Source organism: Oleiphilus sp. HI0067, from assembly GCF_001635735.1.
Genome location: NZ_LWFI01001088.1, coordinates 13856 through 33337 on the forward strand (window position 1 = coordinate 13856; position 19482 = coordinate 33337).

The following is a 19482-nucleotide window of genomic DNA, read 5'->3' on the forward strand; positions in this document are numbered from 1 at the left end:
CTAGTTTTTCATGCGCTACAAAAACGCAAAAAAAAAGCCCCGCAATGCGGAGCTTTTTTTGATAAGACCAAGCTTATTCCGCTGCTACGATCTCTACGTATTTGCGGTTTTGAGGGCCTTTTGTAACAAACTGAACAACGCCGTCTGCAGTTGCAAACAAAGTGTGGTCTTTACCACAACCAACGTTAGTACCAGCGTGGAAACGTGTACCACGTTGACGAACAATAATGCTACCTGCTGAAACAACTTGGCCGCCGAAGCGCTTAACGCCTAAGCGTTTACTCTCGGAATCGCGACCGTTCCGGGTACTACCACCCGCTTTCTTGTGAGCCATTAGATTACTCCTTTCGCTATCTGATTCGCACTAAGTGCAAACGCTTAGCTTAGCCTTTAATACCAGTGATTTTCACCTCAGTGTACCACTGACGGTGACCCATTTGCTTCATGTGATGCTTACGACGCTTGAACTTCATGATTTTTACTTTGTCATGACGGCCGTGACTAACGATTTCTGCTGTCACTTTAGCGCCTTTCACGTTTGGCTCACCAATTTTTACATCGTCACCATTCGCTACAAGCAATACTCGATCAAAATCTACTTTAGCGCCTGTCTCAAGCTCAATTTTTTCAAGCTTAAGTACTTCGCCTTCTGTAACACGGTGCTGCTTACCACCGCTTACGATAACTGCGTACATTTATGTTCTCCAATTTTAATAACCCTCAACTTATAGATCTGAATCTACCCTGCCGTTGTTTCTTAAAGCACTGCTTTTTAACATCTGTTTCTAAAGGAAGCTCTTCGGCAACCCTATAACAGAGAACAACCTCGTATTTGAGGGGCGCGTGATTTTAATAAAACAAGAAAGCAAATGCAACACTGAAGCCAATCTAATAAGAACTTATCTTGACACTCGACACACCGAACCATAGCATTTGCACCGCATCGATAGATAAGCAGCAAAACTCTACAAAAATTTGAACGATTAAATGCACTTAAAAGACATCTACCAGAGCGTTGAGCAAGAGTTCGACGCAGTCAACGCCCTGATTTTCGATCAACTATCATCTCGCGTTCCTTTAGTTGAAAAAATCGCACAATATATTATTGAGAGCGGTGGTAAACGCATGCGCCCACTTATCACGCTCTTGACCGCAAAAGCACTCAACTACAATAACGATAATGCGGTAAAGCTCGCAACAATCATTGAGTTTTTGCATACCGCAACCTTACTTCACGACGACGTAGTCGATACATCAGAATTGCGTCGAGGCAAAGCCACTGCGAACGCAAACTGGGGAAACGCCCCGAGCGTATTGGTTGGCGACTTCCTTTATTCACGCGCTTTTCAAATGATGGTAGATATCGGTAGTGTTGAGCTAATGGGCATTCTTGCTAACACAACAAACATTATCGCTGAAGGCGAAGTCTTTCAGTTAATGAATGCAAAAAACCCAAATATCTCTGAGCAGCAATATTACGACGTTATCGAGAGTAAGACTGCAATGCTCTTCATTGCTGCTTCACAGGGCATCGCTACCTTGGCAGATTGCGACGAACAAACAATCAACGCAGCAAAAGAATACGGATTAAAACTAGGACTCGCATTTCAACTCATCGATGACATCCTGGATTACACCGGCAACGCTCAAGAAATGGGAAAAAATATTGGTGATGATCTAGCCGAAGGAAAGCCAACATTGCCGCTGATACAAGCCATGCAAATCGGCAGCGAAGAACAAACCACCACAATCAGAACAGCTATCCGCAAAGGCGATGGCAATATGATTGAAGAAGTCATCAACATTGTTCAAAGCACTGGCGCTCTCGCATATACTCAAGAAGCTGCAGAGCGATGCAAAAACGACGCAATCAAGGCTGCCAAACAATTAGGCAACAATATCTATTGTGATTGTCTCATTCACTTAGCGGAAATTAGCGTAAATAGAAATAAATAAGCGCAAACTATAATAACCAAGGCTTAAATGTATGCGAACTTTATCCGAGCTTGATGCTTCGTTTCTATTTTTGGAAAGTAGCCGAGCACCATTGCAAGTTGGCGGTACTTATATATTCAAGAAAAAGAGCACGCGCTCGAAATTTAACTTCGAGCGAATCAAAGCCCTTATCGCAAACAAGCTTGGTAATGAAATTTTCTTGCGTCAGAAACTTGTTGAGGCGCCATTAAACAACGAATTTCCGATCTGGTGTGACGACCCAAATTTTGATTTGGAGAATCATGTACACCACATCCAACTTAACACCCTTAAAAGCCCATGCAGCCTTGAAGAACTATCCGCCAAAATACTCAATACACCGCTCGAGCGCCACCAACCTTTGTGGCAAGTTTATTATGTTGACGGTTTAGATAGCGAGTCAGGATACTCCAAGCAACACTTTGCGCTTATCCTCGTTACACACATCTCAGCACTTGACCATTCAACTGGTGAAGACATTCTCAGCCAGCTATTAGATGTCTCTCCGCATGTTCAAAAGCTAACAACACCAGAGCCATGGGTGCCCACTGAACTACCTGAAACAGCATCTTTGATTGAGGCGGCCTATAACACAGCTCTTTCCATTCCATCGAGCATTGCAAACTTGCTCAAAGATACTGCATCTTCAGCGTTTTACAGCGTTCTGTACGAAAAACTGCAGCGTTTAAATCTTCCCTCAGCACTATTAAGCGTAGCGAGCACCCCGCTAAATAAGAAAGTCTCAAGCAAGCGCGTCAGCGACAACTTACGCTTGTCGTTCTCTTCTATTCGCACACTCCGACAAGAGCTAAATAATGTCACGACCAACGACATTCTTATTGGAGTCTGTGCTGAGGCACTTCATAGCTACCTAAAAGATAATAACGCTCTTCCGAAGGCTCCGCTGATTGCACTTTCTCCAATCTCAGTGCGCTCAACAAGCCTTACGTATAAATCTGGAAAACAACTCACTGCTAGTTTGTTTTCGTTAATCACCAATGAATCAAACCCTATTCGTCGAATTCGCCAGATTCATTCGATGGCCACAAGTTCAAATCATTATGACGACGCTATATCTGCGAACAGACTAACCGAGCTTGTACCTAGCAATATGGCCTCACTTTCTGCTCGCGTATACTCAGAATTTTTATTGGCTCAAAAGTTTAAGCCGATGTTCAACCTCCCAATCATCAATATTCCAGGCCCACAATTCCCTCTGTATTTAGAAGAAAACGAACTAGTTTCTTTGTCATGCAGCAGCCCATTGTTTGATGGAATTGGCTTAACGATCACCATCATCAGTTATAACGGCGAATACAATATCAACTGCACATATTGTCCAGATCGCTTCAACGGAGAGAAGCCATTTTCTCGTTACTTGGAAGAAGCGCTGGAACGTATAGATCAATTGAAACATACAGCACTTGAAGAAAAAGAGGATGAGAGCCGGTCATTTGTAAGCGGCATTATTGACGATGCAAGTGAGCTTGTAAGCGGACTATTCTCATCCACTACAAGCTCGAAGCAAGGCGAATAAAACTTACTTAAACGCCCATTTTAGAAATTCTTTTTTCTCTTCGCTTGATGCTTGATCCCAAAGCACTTTAAGCGCATCAATAGTCAGTAAACCCTGATCTATTGGCGCAGATGGTGTCGCGGTCACAGCTACGTTAGCAGGAGCATCCGCAACAACAGCTGCCGACACTGGACTATGATTCTCAGCATCATATGGCTCTGACATCGCTACGATATTGCCATTTTGATCAACAACAGAAGCTACAAAGGCTAGCGCAAAGTCACGCGCTTCTCTAACGTTAGCAACATCTTTAAAATCAAACGATAAGGCTTGTCCAGCCGAAGCATCAAATTCAACAAACTGCGGGCCGGATTCAACTAGCTCTGAACGCTCTCCATCTGGACCTACTTTAGATACCGCCCAAACACTCGTGTAATTAAAGACAACCTTTTTCTTCCCAGGCTTGAGTGCGTAATGCGTATCGATATTTGAAAGCAAATATTCTTTCATTTTCTTCCCATTAATACGCGTAATCTCAATATTTTCACCCGCCGTGATCATCGCTTGCTGATCTGCAGCTAGGGCTTCTCCTTCATATACTTGTACTGGCTTTGTTGAACAACCTGCCAAAAATAGCAACACGAGGCATACTACAGTTATTTTTAATGTATTCATGATGGTCCTAGGAAATTTAAAACTCAGTGTGCCATTCTGAACGCAGTATGTGTAGCTTTCAACATACCAAAGACCTAACTAAACAATGCTAACTCTAATTTCATAAAACAAGATCTAGACACCCAAACAGATAGATTGTTTTTTATACAATTGATACTAAATTAGGGGACTAACTTAGAAAAGCAGGATTAGCCATGACCACACAGAGTCACAGAAAAGGCGAGTCAGGAAACATTCCTTTCAGAAGCGAACGGTTCTTTTGCGCAGGAGATCGTTGGTATTTTTCAACACGAGAGGGGTTTGATAGCGGCCCATACGCATCAAAAGAGAGAGCGGAAGCTAGCCTAGCAAGATTTCTCAGCGTCGTTCAGAAACTTCCTAAAACCCACTAACAGCGACAGCTATTAGGTGTACACAGCCAAGGGCATAAAGACCTGCAACAACATCATCAATCATGATGCCAAACCCGCCATGTACGTGCTTGTCCAGTATTCGAATTGGCCACGGCTTCCAAATATCAAAAAGGCGGAATAGTACAAAACCTATCAGAATCCACTGCCAGCCAGACGGCGCAGCAAACATAGCAATCCAGTAGCCGACAAATTCGTCCCAGACAATGCCTCCGTGGTCATGCACCTGCAATTTCTGGCTCGCAATATCACAGAGATAACAACCTACAACAAAAGAACCAAGGCAAACTAAAAGATAATGCAATGGCGCTAAGTCTGAAATTAGTAGATAAAAGGGGATAGCTGCCAATGTACCAAAAGTCCCAGGTGCTTTCGATGCGCAGCCACTGCCAAAACCAAATGCCAATAAGCAACGGGGGTCTTTCAAAAGGCGTAAGGGAATTTTTTTATCACTCAAAATGATCAAAGCCTCGTTTTTCCGGCAGAGCCACAGACTCCCCATTTAACTTTGCTGACAACACGCTGCCCTCATCCGCTAACATCGCGCCGATTTCAATAAACCCTAGCTCTAACAGTCGTTGACGCTTATCTGAAGAAGCCGTGATGAGTAACTGATAGTCATCACCGCCATTTAATGCTGCCTGCATTGCAAAGTCATAATCTCTATATTTCAGCAAATCATCTGACAATGGCACCGCACTTAACTCTAGTTCGGCCGACAAGCCCGAGGCACAGCACAAATGCTCTAAGTCAGCCAGTAGACCATCTGAAACATCAAGCGCTGAACTCGCTAGCCCATTAACTGCCATGCCAAGCGCTATCTGAGGCGTTGGCGAAGCAAAGCTTTCAAATAATGCTTGTTGGTATGGCTCAGTTAACTCTTTGCCTTCTAACGCTAATAGCAGACCCGCATGCGCATCACCCAAGCAACCTGATACAAAAATTAAATCCGCGGGCGATGCGGAGGATCGAGTTAAATAGTTACCTTTATCGACTAAGCCATGCACCTGAATACTAATTGTCAGAGGCCCTTTAGTCGTATCGCCACCAACTAGCGAAATATTAAATTGCTCGGCCAGATCATATAAGCCTGTAGAAAATCGCTCGCACCAAACCGTATCGAACTCTGGCAGTGTTAAAGCTATAGTAAAATGATGTGGCTGGGCTCCCATTGCGGCTATGTCGCTGAGCGCAGAACCCAGTGCTCGTTTAGCAATGAATTCGGGAGGGAAACCAGCTGGAAAATGCCGTCCCTCAACCGAGGTATCTATCGACAACACGAGAGACTGGTTTGAAGGAGGTGAAAACACCGCAGCATCATCGCCTATCCCAAGATCAAACGACGGAGCGCGACTTTTAGAAAACAAAGAAGTGATTAGATCAAACTCGCGGCTTTTCCTTAAACGAGAGTTCATGTGTAGATTGTCCTAACCACCCCAGCATTAAATTGCTATTTGCGTTGCGCACTGGCTTCAGCAGAACGCAGCTTATTACCTAACTTGTCCAATATGCTATTCACATACTTGTGACCATCTGTACCGCCAAACTCTTTTGCGAGTTCAATCGCTTCGTTGATCACAACCCCCAAAGGAATATCGATGCGATGCATTAGCTCAAACGTACCAATACGTAAAATAGCCAGCTCAATTGGGTCGACCTCTTCTAAGGCACGGTCTAGCAACACTTCATATTGTTGATCTAGTTCATTGGTAGAACTTGGAATCGTTCGAAACACTTGCTCGAAATAAGCTTGATCGATCTTTCCGAAGTCATTATCAGTACGAAACTCCGCTTCTATCTGAGACGTACTAGAATGGCCCAACTGCCATTGATAAAGCGCTTGGAGCACTAGTGTTCGCGCTCTCTTACGCTGAGATGTAGTGACCTTCTTAGGCACACTAGAATCAAATTCGCTCATTAAATACCTGCGTTTTTAAACAAGGTAAGCATTTCTAATGCTGACATCGCTGCTTCCGCACCTTTGTTGCCAGCTTTCGTGCCTGAACGCTCAATCGCTTGTTCGATGCTATCGACAGTCAATACGCCAAAGGCAATAGGTAGATTAGTCTCTAATGAAACAGCGCTAATTCCTTTTGTACATTCACCTGCCACGTACTCAAAGTGTGGTGTACCACCGCGAATCACTGCTCCAAGCGCGACAATAGCGTCAAATTGACCCGTTTTAGCCACACGCTGAACTGCTAGCGGAAGCTCAAACGCACCAGGAACACGGAAGATTTCAATATCTTCTTCCGCAATACCTTGACGTACAAGCGCGTCAATCGCACCTTCTACCAAACTTTCCACAACGAAAGCATTAAAACGACCAACTACTAAGGCAAACTTACCTGAAACTTCTTTAAAGTCACCTTCATGAATTTTGATATTTCGCATCTTTTTTACTCTTTAATTAGCTGTTTTATCCGTTGTACGGAATGAATTCTGTTACTTCAAGATCAAAGCCCGACAGCGCCGAAAACTTCATCTCTGGCGCGAGCAAGCGCATTTTATGAACGCCCAAATCACGCAATATTTGCGAGCCTGTGCCAACCGTCAAATACGCACCTTGCCCACCTGATTGGGGAGAAGATGAGTTAAAAAACTCAACCAAGCGGTCTTCCATTGAGGCTTCGTATGAATCACCTAACAGCACCAATACACCAGCGCCTGCTTCAGCAATTTTTGCTAGCGAGTTTTGCACCGACCAAGATTGAGAACCTTCTTTTCGTACACCAATTGTGTCACGCAGTATGTCAGGGTATTGAACACGTACTATTGGCGCATCAACCTGATCTACATCACCCAACACGAAAGCCATATGCACATCGCCTTGCAAAGTATCTTTGTAGGTAATCAGCTGAAAATCACCATGCTCAGTTTGAACGCCGTGCTCTTCCTGACGAGTAACCGTCTGCTCATTCAGAGCACGATAATGAATCATATCGGCGATTGTGCCAATTTTTAGATCGTGTTTTTTCGCAAATTCTTCAAGATCAGGGCGACGTGCCATCGTGCCATCATCATTCATAATTTCAACAATGACCGAAGCCGCTTCAAAGCCAGCCATTCTCGCCAAATCGCAACCAGCTTCTGTATGACCCGCACGCGTTAATACGCCACCAGGCTGAGCAACAATTGGGAAAACATGACCCGGCTGGACGATATCTTGGGGTTTGCTATTTCGACCCACAGCAGTCCGAATAGTATGAGCACGATCCGCAGCAGAGATGCCCGTCGTTACACCTTCTGCCGCTTCAATCGAAACAGTAAAATTAGTTGAAAATTGTGCGTTATTTGCATGCGCCATCGGAGGCAAGCCAAAATAATCCGCACGATCTCTCGTCATCGTCATACAAATGAGACCACGCGCATGTGTCGCCATGAAATTAATATCTTCAGGACGCACTTGCTCTGCCGCAATAACGAGATCACCTTCGTTCTCTCGGTCCTCGTCATCCATCAGAATAACCATTTTACCTTGACGGATATCTTCAACTAGCTCTTCAACAGTGTTGAGCTTCATTCAACCTCCAAAGACCCAGCAAATTAAGCTAGGTATGTTTCTATATCTTGTAACCGTTCTTTGCTAAAAACGCTTCATCAATCACCGACTTCGGCGATTGCTTTTCATCTGAAAAACTCAATAACCGCTCTGCATAGCGAGCCATAAGATCTACCTCTAAGTGCACATCTCGGCCAGTTGAGTACTCAGGGATAATCGTATTCTGAGCGGTATGAGGAACAATATTGAGAGTAAATCCTTCATCCACCAAACCAGTCACTGTAAGACTAACTCCATCCACGGTAATTGAGCCTTTATTCGCGATATAGCGCGAAAGTTCCGATGAACAGTGAATGGTATAACGTAATGAGTCACCTTCTGAGCTGACAGCAACTATAGACCCTATTCCATCAACATGCCCACTGACTAAGTGGCCACCTAAACGGCGCGAAAGCGTAAGCGCTTTTTCAAGATTAACTCGATCACCGACTCGCATCGTTGCGAATCGTGTGTAACGCAATGACTCTGCGGAGATATCCGCACAAAAATCATTAGGAGAGAAAGCGGTGACAGTCAGACAAACTCCGTTTACAGCAATGCTGTCTCCCAATTGAACATCACTCATATCAAGGGCTTGGACATTGATACGAAGTTGAGCGCCTGAACGAGCACTTTCAATGGCAGCTATGGTGCCAACCGCCTCAATAATACCTGTAAACATTTCTAAAGAGCGCCCTTAAATTGATACTGAAATCGTAGATCGGCCCCTACTTGTCGAACATCCTTAAGATCTAAATCTATGGCCTGCCCCATACGATCAAATGGCAGATTCGCCAGAGCTTTTGCCTGATGCCCCATCAACTTAGGCGCAACATACAGCAGTAATTCATCTACGCAATTTTGATCTATAAAACTGCCAGAAAGACTCTCTCCAGCCTCCACAAAAAGATCATTGACTTCTTGTTCGGCCAGAGCATGGAGAAGCGCAGATAAATCAAAATATCCTTTCGCGTCCAATGCTAAACGTACGACATTGACATGTTGCGAACCCACAATTTCGGGAGAAACCTTAGCCTCTTCCGATACGACATACTGCACCGCAGCATTGTTCTCAAAAACCGCTTCTTGCCCGGTTAAACGTGCGTGCGCATCAAGAACCACGCGCATCGGCTGAAACCCTCGTTTATCGAGTAGATGATCAGTTCGCACCGTTAACTTGGCATTGTCGTATAGAACGGTTCCTACGCCAGTTAAAATAGCAGAAGACTTTGCGCGCCACGCTTGTACATCTTCTCTCGCAGCAGCACCGGTAATCCACTGACTTTCGCCAGAAGCCATTGCTGTTCGCCCATCAACACTCGCTGCCATCTTTAGACGTACAAAGGGTCGCTTACGCGTCATTCTTGAAATAAAACCAATATTTAGCTGCTTCGATTGCTCTTCGAGCAATCCTAGTTCAACCTGAATACCAGCATCACTCAATATGCTTACGCCCTTACCTGCAACCAAGGGATTCGGATCTTGCATCGCACTAATAACGCGTGCCAATCCCGCATCGACTAAGGCTCTTGCACAAGGTGGAGTTCTACCGTAATGACTGCAAGGCTCTAGGGTTACATATGCCGTAGCACCTTTGGCCAACTCTCCGGCTTGAGCTAATGCGTTAACCTCAGCATGGCCTTCACCTGCTCGTTCATGAAAGCCCTCTCCAACAATCTGACCATCGCGCACTATGACACAACCAACACGTGGATTAGGCTGGCAACTTAATTCACCAAGCCAGGCTAACTCGATAGCACGAGCCATATAACGATGATCATCAGCCGACCAGTCATGCATATGGAGCAAAACTCTTAGTGCTTATGCGTTATCAGAAGAGCGATCACGCTTGGCTAAGCGATCAATCTCTTCTTTAAACTCATTGATGTCTTGGAAACTGCGATATACCGAGGCAAATCGAACATATGCAACTTCATCTAAACTTCGAAGTTCTCGCATCACTTCTTCACCCACTTGCAATGAAGATAGTTCTCGCTCACCAGTCGCTCGCAGACGATACTTGATGTTGTCTATCGCTTGTTCAATAGACTCAATACTCACAGGACGCTTTTCTAAAGCTCGCTGAACACCACGATTCAGCTTTTCTTCATCGAAGGGTTGGCGCGAGCCGTCTTGTTTAACAACCCGCGGCATCACAAGCTCAGCCGTTTCAAATGTGGTAAAGCGTTCTTGGCAGGTCAAGCACTCGCGTCGACGACGTACTTGATTGCCGTCAGAAACCAAACGAGAGTCGTAAACCTTCGTGTCAGTCGCCTTACAAAACGGACAATGCATGAGGAATCAACCCTGACAGTTATGCGTAAACTGGCAAACGCGAGCAAATTGCTTGCACTTTTTCGCGTGTTGCGTTGATGACAGAGTCGTCCTCTGGATTGGCAACTAACGCGTCAATCACATCACAAATCCATGAAGCTAATTCAGAACAATCTTTCGACTGAAAACCTCGACTTGTAATAGCTGGCGTACCAATACGCAATCCACTCGTTACAAATGGAGAACGAGGATCGTTTGGAACCGAGTTCTTGTTTACTGTAATGTGAGCACGACCTAATGCTGCGTCAGCGTCTTTGCCCGTTACATCTTTATCAATCAAATCAAGCAAGAAGAGGTGGTCATCAGTACCGCCAGACACAATTTTGTAGCCACGCTCTAAAAATACAGAAACCATCGCTTGTGCATTTTTAACGACTTGCTGCTGATATGTTTTAAACTCTTCTGACATCGCTTCTTTGAAGCACACTGCTTTCGCAGCAATCACGTGCATCAATGGTCCACCCTGACTTTCAGGGAAGACGGCAAAGTTCAGCTTTTTGTTCAGCTCTTCGTCATCATTTGCCAAAATCAAACCACCACGAGGGCCTCGTAGCGTTTTATGCGTCGTTGTAGTCACGACATCTGCAATACCAACAGGACTTGGGTAAACACCGCCAGCAACAAGACCCGCTATATGCGCCATATCAACAAACAAGTACGCACCCACTTCGTCTGCAATTGCTCTGAAACGCTTCCAGTCAACAACAAGAGAATAGGCTGAAAAACCAGCGATAATCATTTTAGGCTTGTGCTCACGCGCAAGAGCCTCAACTTGATCGTAATCAATCTCACCAGTTGCTTCGTTTAAGCCATATTGAACTGCATTGTAGATTCGGCCTGAAAAACTAACCGCCGCGCCATGCGTTAAGTGACCACCATGCGCCAAGCTCATACCAAGGATTGTGTCACCTGGCTGACAAAGAGCCATAAATACCGCTGCGTTTGCTTGTGAACCTGAATGAGGCTGAACGTTCGCGTACTTCGCACCAAACAATGCCTTTGCACGATCGATTGCTAGCTGCTCGACTACGTCAACATGCTCACAACCACCGTAGTAACGTTTACTTGGGTAGCCTTCGGCGTATTTATTAGTAAGGTAAGATCCTTGCGCTTCCATTACACGAGGGCTGGTGTAATTTTCTGAAGCAATCAATTCAATATGATCTTCCTGTCTTTTTGCTTCTGCATCCATTGCCGACAACAGTTCATCATCAAATCCAGCGATGGTCATTTCTTGCTTGAACATACTATGCCTCTTGGTCTTCTTAACTACGGCAAACCCTGAACAAATTCGGGTTAGTTTAAAAAGCGCGCAGTTTAAATGATTTTCCCTGCAACATCACGATATTTATGAGACCTAATCGCTTGAAAGCGTCTAAAATAGGCCGCGGTCGTATCTCGATGTCAAAAATGCACTTTCGTTGCGTTATTTCAGGTTTTTCGCTAGTGTGCGCGTCATATTCTTCGAGGCAGCCCAGCCCACGATACTGAACAAAATCTAGGAGCAATTGCATGGCACAATATGTGTTTACCATGAACCGAGTAGGGAAAGTTGTCCCTCCTAAACGAGAGATCCTAAAAGACATTTCTCTTTCATTCTTTCCCGGCGCAAAAATCGGTGTTCTTGGCCTGAATGGCGCAGGTAAATCAACGCTCCTTAAAATCATGGCAGGTGTCGATCAAGACTACACGGGGGAAGCTCGTCCTCAACCTGGCATCAACGTTGGCTATCTACCGCAGGAACCGCAACTTGACGAATCAAAAGATGTACGCGGAAATGTAGAAGACGGTTTACGTGAAATAAAAGATGCTCTAGAGCGTCTCGACCAAGTCTATGCCGAGTATGCCGAACCAGATGCTGATTTCGACGCACTGGCAGCGGAGCAGGCCAAGCTTGAAGCTATTATCGAAACAGGAGATGGCCATAATCTCGAACGCACCTTAGAAGTTGCTGCGGATGCTTTGCGTTTACCGCCATGGGATGCGGATGTTGCAACGCTTTCTGGGGGTGAAAAACGTCGTGTAGCGCTTTGCCGCCTTCTTCTCTCGAAACCAGACATGCTGCTGCTTGATGAACCAACTAACCACCTTGATGCCGAAAGTGTGGCTTGGCTTGAACGATTCTTACACGATTACCCTGGCACCGTCGTCGCCATCACTCACGACCGTTACTTCCTTGATAACGTCGCAGGCTGGATTCTTGAATTAGACCGCGGCCACGGCATTCCATTTGAAGGCAACTATTCACAATGGCTTGAAGCAAAAGAGAAACGTCTCGAAATTGAGCAGAAACAAGAAGACGCTCGCCAACGCAGCATTAAGTCTGAACTCGAATGGGTTAGAAGCAACGCAAAAGGCCGCCATGCAAAAAGCAAAGCTCGTCTTCAGCGCTTTGAAGAGCTTAATTCGCAAGACTCACAAAAACGCAACGAGACCATGGAAATATATATTCCACCTGGGCCACGCTTGGGCGACGTTGTTATCGAACTTGATGGTGTCTGCAAGCAATATCGCGACAAACTATTATTTAAAGATCTAAGCTTCTCAGTTCCTCCCGGCAGTATCGTAGGTGTCGTTGGCGGCAACGGCGCGGGTAAGTCTTCACTATTCAAACTACTTTCCGGCATTGAAGAGCCAGATGAAGGATCGATTCGTCTTGGTGAAACAGTTGAACTCGGATATGTCGAGCAGACTCGCGACCTAAACAATAACAAAACTGTTTGGGAAGAAGTAAGCGACGGCAACGATATGATCACGATCGGCAACTACCAAACGCCATCACGCGCCTACATCAGCCGTTTTAATTTCCGCGGCAATGACCAGCAAAAACGCGTGAGTGAATTATCTGGCGGTGAACGCAATCGACTACACTTGGCAAACACCTTAAAGCAAGGCGCGAATGTTCTTTTGCTTGACGAACCTACCAACGACTTAGATGTTGAGACCTTGCGCGCACTAGAGGAAGCTGTGCTGGCCTTCCCAGGTTGTGCGATTGTCATATCGCACGATCGCTGGTTCCTAGATCGTATTGCAACACACATTCTTGCATATGAAGGTGATAGTGAGGTTGTCTGGTTTGAAGGCAATTACACAGAATACGAAGCAGACTTCAAAGATAGAAAAGGTGAGCTTGCGAAAACGCCGACACGCCTCAACTATAAGAAACTCGCATAATAAGTGCTGCGCACTTGCTAGGATTTAAACTTAAATCTAAAGTAAGTGCGCATTAGTCCTCGCACTCATCCTAGGAAAAGGCATGTCACAATTACAAGAACAGCAAGAACGTCGTCAATTCAGCCGAATTTTATTCAATGCCGAATGCACCTTGAGTCAAGAAGGTTTGGAATGGACGAGCGGTGTGCAAGACATTTCACTGAAGGGCGTATTGATTCGAAAGCCAGAGGGTTTTTTGATGAACAAAGACAATACCTTTGAAGCTAGCATCAAACTCGCTGGAAACGAGCAGTGCATTAACATGATACTTTCGTTTTCAAATGAGCACGACAACGCCTTAGGTTTTGCCTGCGACCATATCGATATCGACAGCATGACGCATTTAAAAAGACTCGTAGAGCTCAACTTAGCAGACGAAGATCTTCTGCACCGCGAACTGAGCGCGTTAAGCGAAACGCACTAACGAGCAAACTAAAAGACGTTTTTAAGAAACTCATCAAGCGTTTTGACAGGTACGACCTTCATTCCAGGCACATCCTCTCTGGGGCGATTACCCCACGGAACATAAGCTAATTTAAAGCCATGTTTCGCCGCCTCATGGATACGCTCTTGGCCACTTGCGACAGGGCGTACTTCTCCAGAAAGCCCTACCTCGCCAAACATGATGACATCACGCGCTAAATTCACACCACGAAAACTTGAGACGATAGATGCGAGCGATGCTAAATCAGTGCTCGTTTCAGATGTTTTCACGCCGCCTACGAGACTGACAAAAACATCTTGATCACCACAATGAAGACCGCCATGGCGATGCAACACCGCTAATAACATGGAGACCCTATTTTGATCCAAGCCCAGAGCAACGCGTTTCGGGTAAGAACCTTGACTCTCATCAACCAAGGCCTGCAATTCTACAAGCAGAGGACGCGTACCTTCCCAAAGAACCGTAACAGCACTACCAGGGGACGCTTCTTCACCCCTATTTAGAAAAATGGCACTTGGATTTTTAACTTCAGCCAAGCCTTTTTCCTGCATGGCAAACACGCCTAATTCATTCACTGCACCAAAACGATTCTTAATTCCGCGCAAAGTCCTGTAGCGTGTATCACTCGAGCCTTCCAACATGATCGAACAATCGATCATATGCTCCAATACTTTTGGACCAGCAATCGCTCCCTCTTTGGTGACGTGACCAACTAAAAAAAGCACCATACCCGTTTGCTTAGCTAAACGTGTTAGACGCGCAGCACATTCGCGGACTTGAGAGACGCTTCCCGGAGCAGAATCCAGTGATTCACTAAACATCACCTGAATACTATCAACCACTAAGACCTTAGGCTGAACGCTTTGTACCGTCGCTTCAATACTCTCAATGCTTGTTTCTGAAAACATTTTGAGATCATCTGCCTGCAGCTCCAAGCGCTTAGCACGCATCGCAACTTGCTGAAGAGATTCTTCACCGGTGATATATAGTGCGGGTAAACGATTTGCTAGATAACACATCGTCTGCAGAAGTAACGTGCTCTTCCCTGCACCAGGATGACCACCAACTAAAATTGCAGAACCCGGAACTAAACCACCACCCAAAACACGATCAAACTCTCCGATACCCGAGCTAAATCTAGGCTGCTCTTTCAGATCAATCGCACTGAGAGATTTAATTTCTGCAGCAGCGCCTGCATACCCCACACTTTTAGCTGAAGAGCGGGAAGTTTTGGCTGATGAGAGCTTAATTTCTTGAACGGTATTCCATTCACCACATTCTGGGCATTGTCCCTGCCACTTTGAAAAGTCTGCACCACACTCAGTACAAACATAAGCCGTTTTAGATTTAGGCATACTAACGAATAATATTTTCCACAGGAGGACGCACGAAGTTACGATCTAAAAAGTCATTCCATGTAACGTTGAAAATTGGCGATGTCTGATCAGAACGACCATCACCATTCTGATCTCCCTCTGCCTCAATAACGACCGAAATTGCAGAAGCTCCTAAAATACGAATAGCAGCTGCTTCATCATCAACTCCCTCTAGAGTAATAATGCCACCTTGCTCAGTCGGATTATCTTGACCTAACACTCCGCCAAAAGGCGACCTAGTTGTAACTGCAACCTCAAAGATCGCTCCATCAATCAAACTAACAACTTCAGTATTAAATGTTGCAGACCACGAAGAATCATCAGCTGAGCCGAATCTCATCCCCCAGTCCAAGCCGTCGATTGAATAACTCTCATTAAGATTTACTAAATCAATCTCGCTAGAAATATCACCTTTAAGAGCGTAAAAAAGGTCATCTCGCGTCGTTAATTCAGGCCTTTCATCATTGATATTGCCTTTGACCCCCATAGAATTTGAGAGCTCTAATTTGCCCGACAAGCTATGGGTAATCCCTTGTGCATCAACAGTCAAGTCTTTAAGTGTAATGTCGACAAAGCGATTAAAATAAGCACAATCAATTTGCTCTTGAACACCATCTTCGACAACAAAAACTCGTGCACCGTCTTCTTCAAAACTAGAATCAAAATCTGTCGCTGAACGATTAACCACTACTGCAATCTGATCAAGTGAGAGCTCTTCAACTCTCTTCTCGATTGCTAACTGATCGTCTTGAGGGTCTTGTTCCATGTAACGCACAAATAAACGTGCGCCTTGCTTATCAAAAATTAAGCCAGATGCTTGATCATCAATTAACTCATATCGATCAGCATCGATTTTTTCATCTAGTTCTAAGTTAGTAATGCATTGAGCAACAGTCAGGTCGGTCGCGAACGTTTTATTGTAGCCTTCGGTTTCTTTATACTTTCCTGAAACCTCACCATTCAACTGTGCACCAGTCGCATTAAAGCAAGCGGTGTAGTTTATCGAGAAATCATCGCTCTCTTCATATCGCCCCCCAGAAGCATTAGGGAAATTAACAACTGCACTTCCTCCTCCTGGGCATGCAACAGAGCCAGACTGAACATCATTGAAGTCACGCGCATCAAGCATTTCATGTAAACGCGCAAAATAAAGTGGTGAAAAGATAATTTGGTAAGAAGACCACAGGTAAGCTTCTGCATTATCATTGGTTATGTCGAGCGTTCTTCGATTATCGCTAAAATCCTGATCATCAACGATAAACTCCCCGCATCCTACAACGAGAACAGTCAAAGAATATAAAAAGGCTCGTGCAAGACGACTCATGAACTTTCCTAGTTATTCTTAATGTGAGACAAAATTGTAAGATATGCGTGAGGTAGGATAAACGCTGCGCCACCACATTTGTGACGCAGCAAACGCTCAAGACGCTTAAACGTGGTACTGCGCACTCAATTCATGCACCGCATCAACAAAGACTTTCGGCGCCGCGGGGTCTACAAACTGATGAATACCGTGTCCGAGGTTAAACACATGTCCATTGCCCGCACCAAAGTCCCCTAATATCCGGGCAACTTCAGCCTTAATTTGCTCTGGCTTAGCATATAAAACACTAGGATCCATATTACCTTGTAACGCGACGCGATCACCCACCATAGCGCGAGCTCGCCCAATATTCATCGTCCAATCAAGCCCTAGCGCATTCGCACCGCAGTCAGCGATTTGATCCAACCACAGACCACCACCCTTCGTAAATACGATCGATGGTACACGCAAACCACGCGCTTCCGCCTTCAAACCCGCCACAATCTTTTGCATGTAAGCAAGAGAGAAATCGAGGTAGGCTTGATCACTTAAATTCCCGCCCCATGTATCGAAAATCTGAACAGCTTGAGCACCTGCATCGATTTGCGCATTCAAATAGTCAATGACAGAGTCTGCAAGCACATCTAATAGAACATGAAGAGTTTCAGGTTCGCGATACATCATCGCTTTAATATGTCGGAAATCTTTCGAAGAACCACCCTCAACCATATAGGTCGCCAAGGTCCAAGGCGATCCGGAAAAGCCGATCAAAGGAACACGCCCAGATAACGCACCGTGAATTTCAGTCACTGCATCGGTGACATACGACAAGTCTGAAGCGGTATTAACAACCTTAAGCGATGCCACGTCTTGCTCTGTACGAATGACTTTCTTAAACCGCGGCCCTTCGCCAGTTTCAAAATATAGTCCCAAGCCCATCGCATCAGGAATCGTCAAAATGTCTGAAAACAAGATTGCCGCATCTAAGTCATAGCGCTCTAGAGGCTGAATAGTCACCTCGCACGCTAGCTCTTTGTTCTTGCACAAACTCAAAAAATCACCCGCTTGTGCGCGCGTCTCACGATATTCAGGCAAATAACGACCAGCTTGACGCATCATCCACACTGGCGTTGCATCAACAGGCTCTCTTAAAAGGGCTTTTAAAAATCGATCGTTCTTAAGTTGCGTCATCTTTTTGATAGTTCTCTAAATTGATTCTAAACAAAAAAGGCACAGCAAAATGCCGTGCCTTTTCAACCAGCAACGGATATCAGACGTCCAAGTAGTCCAAGATACCTTCTGCCGCTTTTCGACCTTCAGCAATCGCTGTTACAACTAAGTCTGATCCGCGCACCATGTCACCGCCAGCAAAGATCTTAGGATTAGTTGTTTGGAACGCAAATTCACCGGCTTCCGGCGCCTCAACACCACCCCAGCTATTCACGTCAACACTAACACCCTTCAACCAGTCTGGAGGACTTGGGCGGAAGCCAAATGCAATCAAAACAGCATCTGCAGGCAAAATTTCTTCACTACCCTCAATTACCACAGGGCGACGGCGACCATTTTCATCAGGCTCACCTAGTTTGGTTTCAACAACCTTAACACCTTCAACCTTATCTTCGCCCACAATAGCGACTGGCTGACGATTAAATAAGAACTGCACACCCTCTTCTTTCGCATTTTGAACTTCTTTACGAGAGCCAGGCATATTTTCTTCGTCACGACGATACGCACACGTTACGTTCTCAGCTTGTTGACGAATAGAGGTACGGTTACAATCCATTGCGGTATCACCACCACCTAAGACGACAACACGCTTGCCTTTCATATCAATGAAATCTTCTGGCGCTTTCTCAAAACCAAGGCGACGATTTACGTTCGAGATCAAAAACGGAAGGGCATCATGAACACCTGGCAAATCTTCACCAGGGAAACCACCTTTCATATATGAATAGGTGCCCATTCCCATAAATACCGCATCGTATTCAGCTAACAGCTCATCGATAGTCACGTCTTCGCCAACACTTACGTTCAAACGGAACTCTACGCCCATCTCAGTGAACACTTCGCGACGCAAAGACATCACGTTCTTTTCTAGTTTGAACTCAGGAATACCAAACGTCAGCAAGCCGCCAATTTCTGGGTTACGATCAAACACAACAGGCTTAACACCATTACGCACTAGAATATCAGCACAGCCCAAACCCGCTGGACCGGCACCAATAATCGCGACCTTTTTGTCAGTCCAGACAACTTTAGACATGTCAGGACGCCATCCCATCGCAAATGCAGTGTCTGTGATGTATTTTTCCGCGGAACCAATCGTGACGGCACCAAAGCCATCATTCAGAGTACAAGCACCTTCACAAAGACGATCTTGAGGACATACGCGACCACATACTTCAGGAAGTGAGTTCGTTTGATGACTCAATTCAGCCGCTTCTAAAATGTTGCCTTCTGACACCAACTTCAACCAGTTTGGAATAAAGTTGTGTACCGGACATTTCCATTCACAGTATGGGTTACCACATGACAAACAACGATGTGATTGCTCAGCAGCTTCTTCTGACTGGAATGTCTCGTAAATTTCGCCAAAACCTTCCGTTCGATCAACCATTGGAACCTTCTTGGGGTCACAACGGCCAACTTCAATAAATTGGAAGTTATTATCTAAACGCTTAGCCATTTCTTA

At 45.2% G+C, this 19482-nt stretch carries 21 protein-coding genes; 5 read left to right on the top strand and 16 right to left on the bottom strand.

The window, feature by feature from the left end:
• Positions 1-73: 73 nt before the first annotated feature.
• Positions 74-334, bottom strand: a complete 261-nt coding sequence (gene rpmA, locus A3739_RS15205) for a 50S ribosomal protein L27 (protein WP_068478588.1) — start codon at positions 332-334, stop codon at positions 74-76.
• Positions 335-383: 49 nt separating this feature from the next.
• Entirely contained in the window at positions 384-695 is a 312-nt protein-coding gene (gene rplU / locus A3739_RS15210) for a 50S ribosomal protein L21 (protein WP_068458279.1), read from the bottom strand.
• A gap of 292 nt (positions 696-987) precedes the next feature.
• Here rplU and A3739_RS15215 point away from each other — a divergent pair, with 292 nt between their 5' ends.
• Positions 988-1956 carry a polyprenyl synthetase family protein gene (locus A3739_RS15215; RefSeq protein WP_068478590.1) on the top strand — a complete coding sequence of 323 codons (969 nt, stop codon included), beginning with the start codon at positions 988-990 and terminating at the stop codon, positions 1954-1956.
• A gap of 31 nt (positions 1957-1987) precedes the next feature.
• Positions 1988-3511 carry a wax ester/triacylglycerol synthase domain-containing protein gene (locus A3739_RS15220; RefSeq protein WP_068478593.1) on the top strand — a complete coding sequence of 508 codons (1524 nt, stop codon included), beginning with the start codon at positions 1988-1990 and terminating at the stop codon, positions 3509-3511.
• Positions 3512-3514: 3 nt separating this feature from the next.
• On the opposite strand, the gene A3739_RS15225 is transcribed toward A3739_RS15220, so the two are convergent.
• The gene (locus A3739_RS15225; protein WP_068478596.1) at positions 3515-4165 is read right to left on the bottom strand and encodes a DUF2057 family protein; all 651 of its coding nucleotides are present in this window, start codon (positions 4163-4165) and stop codon (positions 3515-3517) included.
• A gap of 194 nt (positions 4166-4359) precedes the next feature.
• Between A3739_RS15225 and A3739_RS30905 the strand changes: the two genes are divergently transcribed.
• The gene (locus A3739_RS30905) at positions 4360-4557 is read left to right on the top strand and encodes a DUF6316 family protein (RefSeq protein ID WP_082868871.1); all 198 of its coding nucleotides are present in this window, start codon (positions 4360-4362) and stop codon (positions 4555-4557) included.
• Here the strand turns inward: A3739_RS30905 and A3739_RS15230 are convergent.
• From A3739_RS15230 to glyA, 9 genes are read right to left on the bottom strand one after another with little or no spacing between them, the layout of a single operon-like run.
• Positions 4544-5032 (bottom strand): phosphatidylglycerophosphatase A, encoded by a 489-nt coding sequence (locus A3739_RS15230; protein WP_231876602.1) that lies wholly within the window; start codon positions 5030-5032, stop codon positions 4544-4546. The two genes, A3739_RS30905 and A3739_RS15230, sit on opposite strands and share 14 nt — an antisense overlap.
• Positions 5025-5990, bottom strand: a complete 966-nt coding sequence (gene thiL, locus A3739_RS15235; RefSeq protein ID WP_068478599.1) for a thiamine-phosphate kinase — start codon at positions 5988-5990, stop codon at positions 5025-5027. The genes A3739_RS15230 and thiL overlap by 8 nt, the downstream gene beginning before the upstream one ends.
• 35 nt (positions 5991-6025) lie before the next feature.
• Positions 6026-6493: a transcription antitermination factor NusB gene (gene nusB, locus A3739_RS15240; RefSeq protein ID WP_068478603.1), complete on the bottom strand. Its 468-nt coding sequence runs from the start codon at positions 6491-6493 to the stop codon at positions 6026-6028.
• The gene (ribE, locus tag A3739_RS15245) at positions 6493-6969 is read right to left on the bottom strand and encodes a 6,7-dimethyl-8-ribityllumazine synthase (protein ID WP_068478606.1); all 477 of its coding nucleotides are present in this window, start codon (positions 6967-6969) and stop codon (positions 6493-6495) included. The genes nusB and ribE overlap by 1 nt, the downstream gene beginning before the upstream one ends.
• A gap of 25 nt (positions 6970-6994) precedes the next feature.
• Positions 6995-8098: a bifunctional 3,4-dihydroxy-2-butanone-4-phosphate synthase/GTP cyclohydrolase II gene (gene ribBA / locus A3739_RS15250; protein ID WP_068478609.1), complete on the bottom strand. Its 1104-nt coding sequence runs from the start codon at positions 8096-8098 to the stop codon at positions 6995-6997.
• 40 nt (positions 8099-8138) lie between these two features.
• Complete coding sequence (locus A3739_RS15255; protein ID WP_068478611.1) at positions 8139-8798, bottom strand: riboflavin synthase; 660 nt, start codon at positions 8796-8798, stop codon at positions 8139-8141.
• A 2-nt stretch (positions 8799-8800) separates the two neighbouring features.
• Complete coding sequence (ribD, locus tag A3739_RS15260; protein WP_068478614.1) at positions 8801-9916, bottom strand: bifunctional diaminohydroxyphosphoribosylaminopyrimidine deaminase/5-amino-6-(5-phosphoribosylamino)uracil reductase RibD; 1116 nt, start codon at positions 9914-9916, stop codon at positions 8801-8803.
• A gap of 21 nt (positions 9917-9937) precedes the next feature.
• Positions 9938-10411 (bottom strand): transcriptional regulator NrdR, encoded by a 474-nt coding sequence (nrdR, locus tag A3739_RS15265; protein WP_068478615.1) that lies wholly within the window; start codon positions 10409-10411, stop codon positions 9938-9940.
• Between the two features lie 19 nt (positions 10412-10430).
• The gene (gene glyA / locus A3739_RS15270) at positions 10431-11696 is read right to left on the bottom strand and encodes a serine hydroxymethyltransferase (RefSeq protein ID WP_068478619.1); all 1266 of its coding nucleotides are present in this window, start codon (positions 11694-11696) and stop codon (positions 10431-10433) included.
• Between the two features lie 266 nt (positions 11697-11962).
• Here glyA and ettA point away from each other — a divergent pair, with 266 nt between their 5' ends.
• Entirely contained in the window at positions 11963-13624 is a 1662-nt protein-coding gene (gene ettA, locus A3739_RS15280; protein WP_068501965.1) for an energy-dependent translational throttle protein EttA, read from the top strand.
• 82 nt (positions 13625-13706) lie between these two features.
• The gene (locus tag A3739_RS15285) at positions 13707-14087 is read left to right on the top strand and encodes a PilZ domain-containing protein (protein ID WP_068475376.1); all 381 of its coding nucleotides are present in this window, start codon (positions 13707-13709) and stop codon (positions 14085-14087) included.
• 8 nt (positions 14088-14095) lie between these two features.
• Here A3739_RS15285 and radA read toward each other — a convergent pair whose 3' ends face one another.
• The 4 genes from radA to A3739_RS15305 all read right to left on the bottom strand — a co-directional run bounded on the left by radA (position 14096) and on the right by A3739_RS15305 (position 19476).
• On the bottom strand, positions 14096-15463 hold the full coding sequence (gene radA / locus A3739_RS15290; RefSeq protein ID WP_068475373.1) for a DNA repair protein RadA: 1368 nt from the start codon (positions 15461-15463) through the stop codon (positions 14096-14098).
• Position 15464: 1 nt separating this feature from the next.
• Positions 15465-16808, bottom strand: a complete 1344-nt coding sequence (locus A3739_RS15295; protein ID WP_068501968.1) for a hypothetical protein — start codon at positions 16806-16808, stop codon at positions 15465-15467.
• A gap of 105 nt (positions 16809-16913) precedes the next feature.
• Complete coding sequence (gene hemE / locus A3739_RS15300; protein ID WP_068475369.1) at positions 16914-17978, bottom strand: uroporphyrinogen decarboxylase; 1065 nt, start codon at positions 17976-17978, stop codon at positions 16914-16916.
• 79 nt (positions 17979-18057) lie between these two features.
• Positions 18058-19476, bottom strand: a complete 1419-nt coding sequence (locus tag A3739_RS15305) for an FAD-dependent oxidoreductase (RefSeq protein WP_068475367.1) — start codon at positions 19474-19476, stop codon at positions 18058-18060.
• Between the last annotated feature and the right edge of the window lie 6 nt (positions 19477-19482).

Coding starts and splice junctions, on each gene's coding strand:
- rpmA (WP_068478588.1), bottom strand. CDS start 334: ATGGCTCACAAGAAAGCGGGTGGTAGTACCCGGAACGGTCGCGATTCC.
- rplU (WP_068458279.1), bottom strand. CDS start 695: ATGTACGCAGTTATCGTAAGCGGTGGTAAGCAGCACCGTGTTACAGAA.
- A3739_RS15215 (WP_068478590.1), top strand. CDS start 988: ATGCACTTAAAAGACATCTACCAGAGCGTTGAGCAAGAGTTCGACGCA.
- A3739_RS15220 (WP_068478593.1), top strand. CDS start 1,988: ATGCGAACTTTATCCGAGCTTGATGCTTCGTTTCTATTTTTGGAAAGT.
- A3739_RS15225 (WP_068478596.1), bottom strand. CDS start 4,165: ATGAATACATTAAAAATAACTGTAGTATGCCTCGTGTTGCTATTTTTG.
- A3739_RS30905 (WP_082868871.1), top strand. CDS start 4,360: ATGACCACACAGAGTCACAGAAAAGGCGAGTCAGGAAACATTCCTTTC.
- thiL (WP_068478599.1), bottom strand. CDS start 5,990: ATGAACTCTCGTTTAAGGAAAAGCCGCGAGTTTGATCTAATCACTTCT.
- nusB (WP_068478603.1), bottom strand. CDS start 6,493: ATGAGCGAATTTGATTCTAGTGTGCCTAAGAAGGTCACTACATCTCAG.
- ribE (WP_068478606.1), bottom strand. CDS start 6,969: ATGCGAAATATCAAAATTCATGAAGGTGACTTTAAAGAAGTTTCAGGT.
- ribBA (WP_068478609.1), bottom strand. CDS start 8,098: ATGAAGCTCAACACTGTTGAAGAGCTAGTTGAAGATATCCGTCAAGGT.
- A3739_RS15255 (WP_068478611.1), bottom strand. CDS start 8,798: ATGTTTACAGGTATTATTGAGGCGGTTGGCACCATAGCTGCCATTGAA.
- ribD (WP_068478614.1), bottom strand. CDS start 9,916: ATGCATGACTGGTCGGCTGATGATCATCGTTATATGGCTCGTGCTATC.
- nrdR (WP_068478615.1), bottom strand. CDS start 10,411: ATGCATTGTCCGTTTTGTAAGGCGACTGACACGAAGGTTTACGACTCT.
- glyA (WP_068478619.1), bottom strand. CDS start 11,696: ATGTTCAAGCAAGAAATGACCATCGCTGGATTTGATGATGAACTGTTG.
- ettA (WP_068501965.1), top strand. CDS start 11,963: ATGGCACAATATGTGTTTACCATGAACCGAGTAGGGAAAGTTGTCCCT.
- A3739_RS15285 (WP_068475376.1), top strand. CDS start 13,707: ATGTCACAATTACAAGAACAGCAAGAACGTCGTCAATTCAGCCGAATT.
- radA (WP_068475373.1), bottom strand. CDS start 15,463: ATGCCTAAATCTAAAACGGCTTATGTTTGTACTGAGTGTGGTGCAGAC.
- A3739_RS15295 (WP_068501968.1), bottom strand. CDS start 16,808: ATGAGTCGTCTTGCACGAGCCTTTTTATATTCTTTGACTGTTCTCGTT.
- hemE (WP_068475369.1), bottom strand. CDS start 17,978: ATGACGCAACTTAAGAACGATCGATTTTTAAAAGCCCTTTTAAGAGAG.
- A3739_RS15305 (WP_068475367.1), bottom strand. CDS start 19,476: ATGGCTAAGCGTTTAGATAATAACTTCCAATTTATTGAAGTTGGCCGT.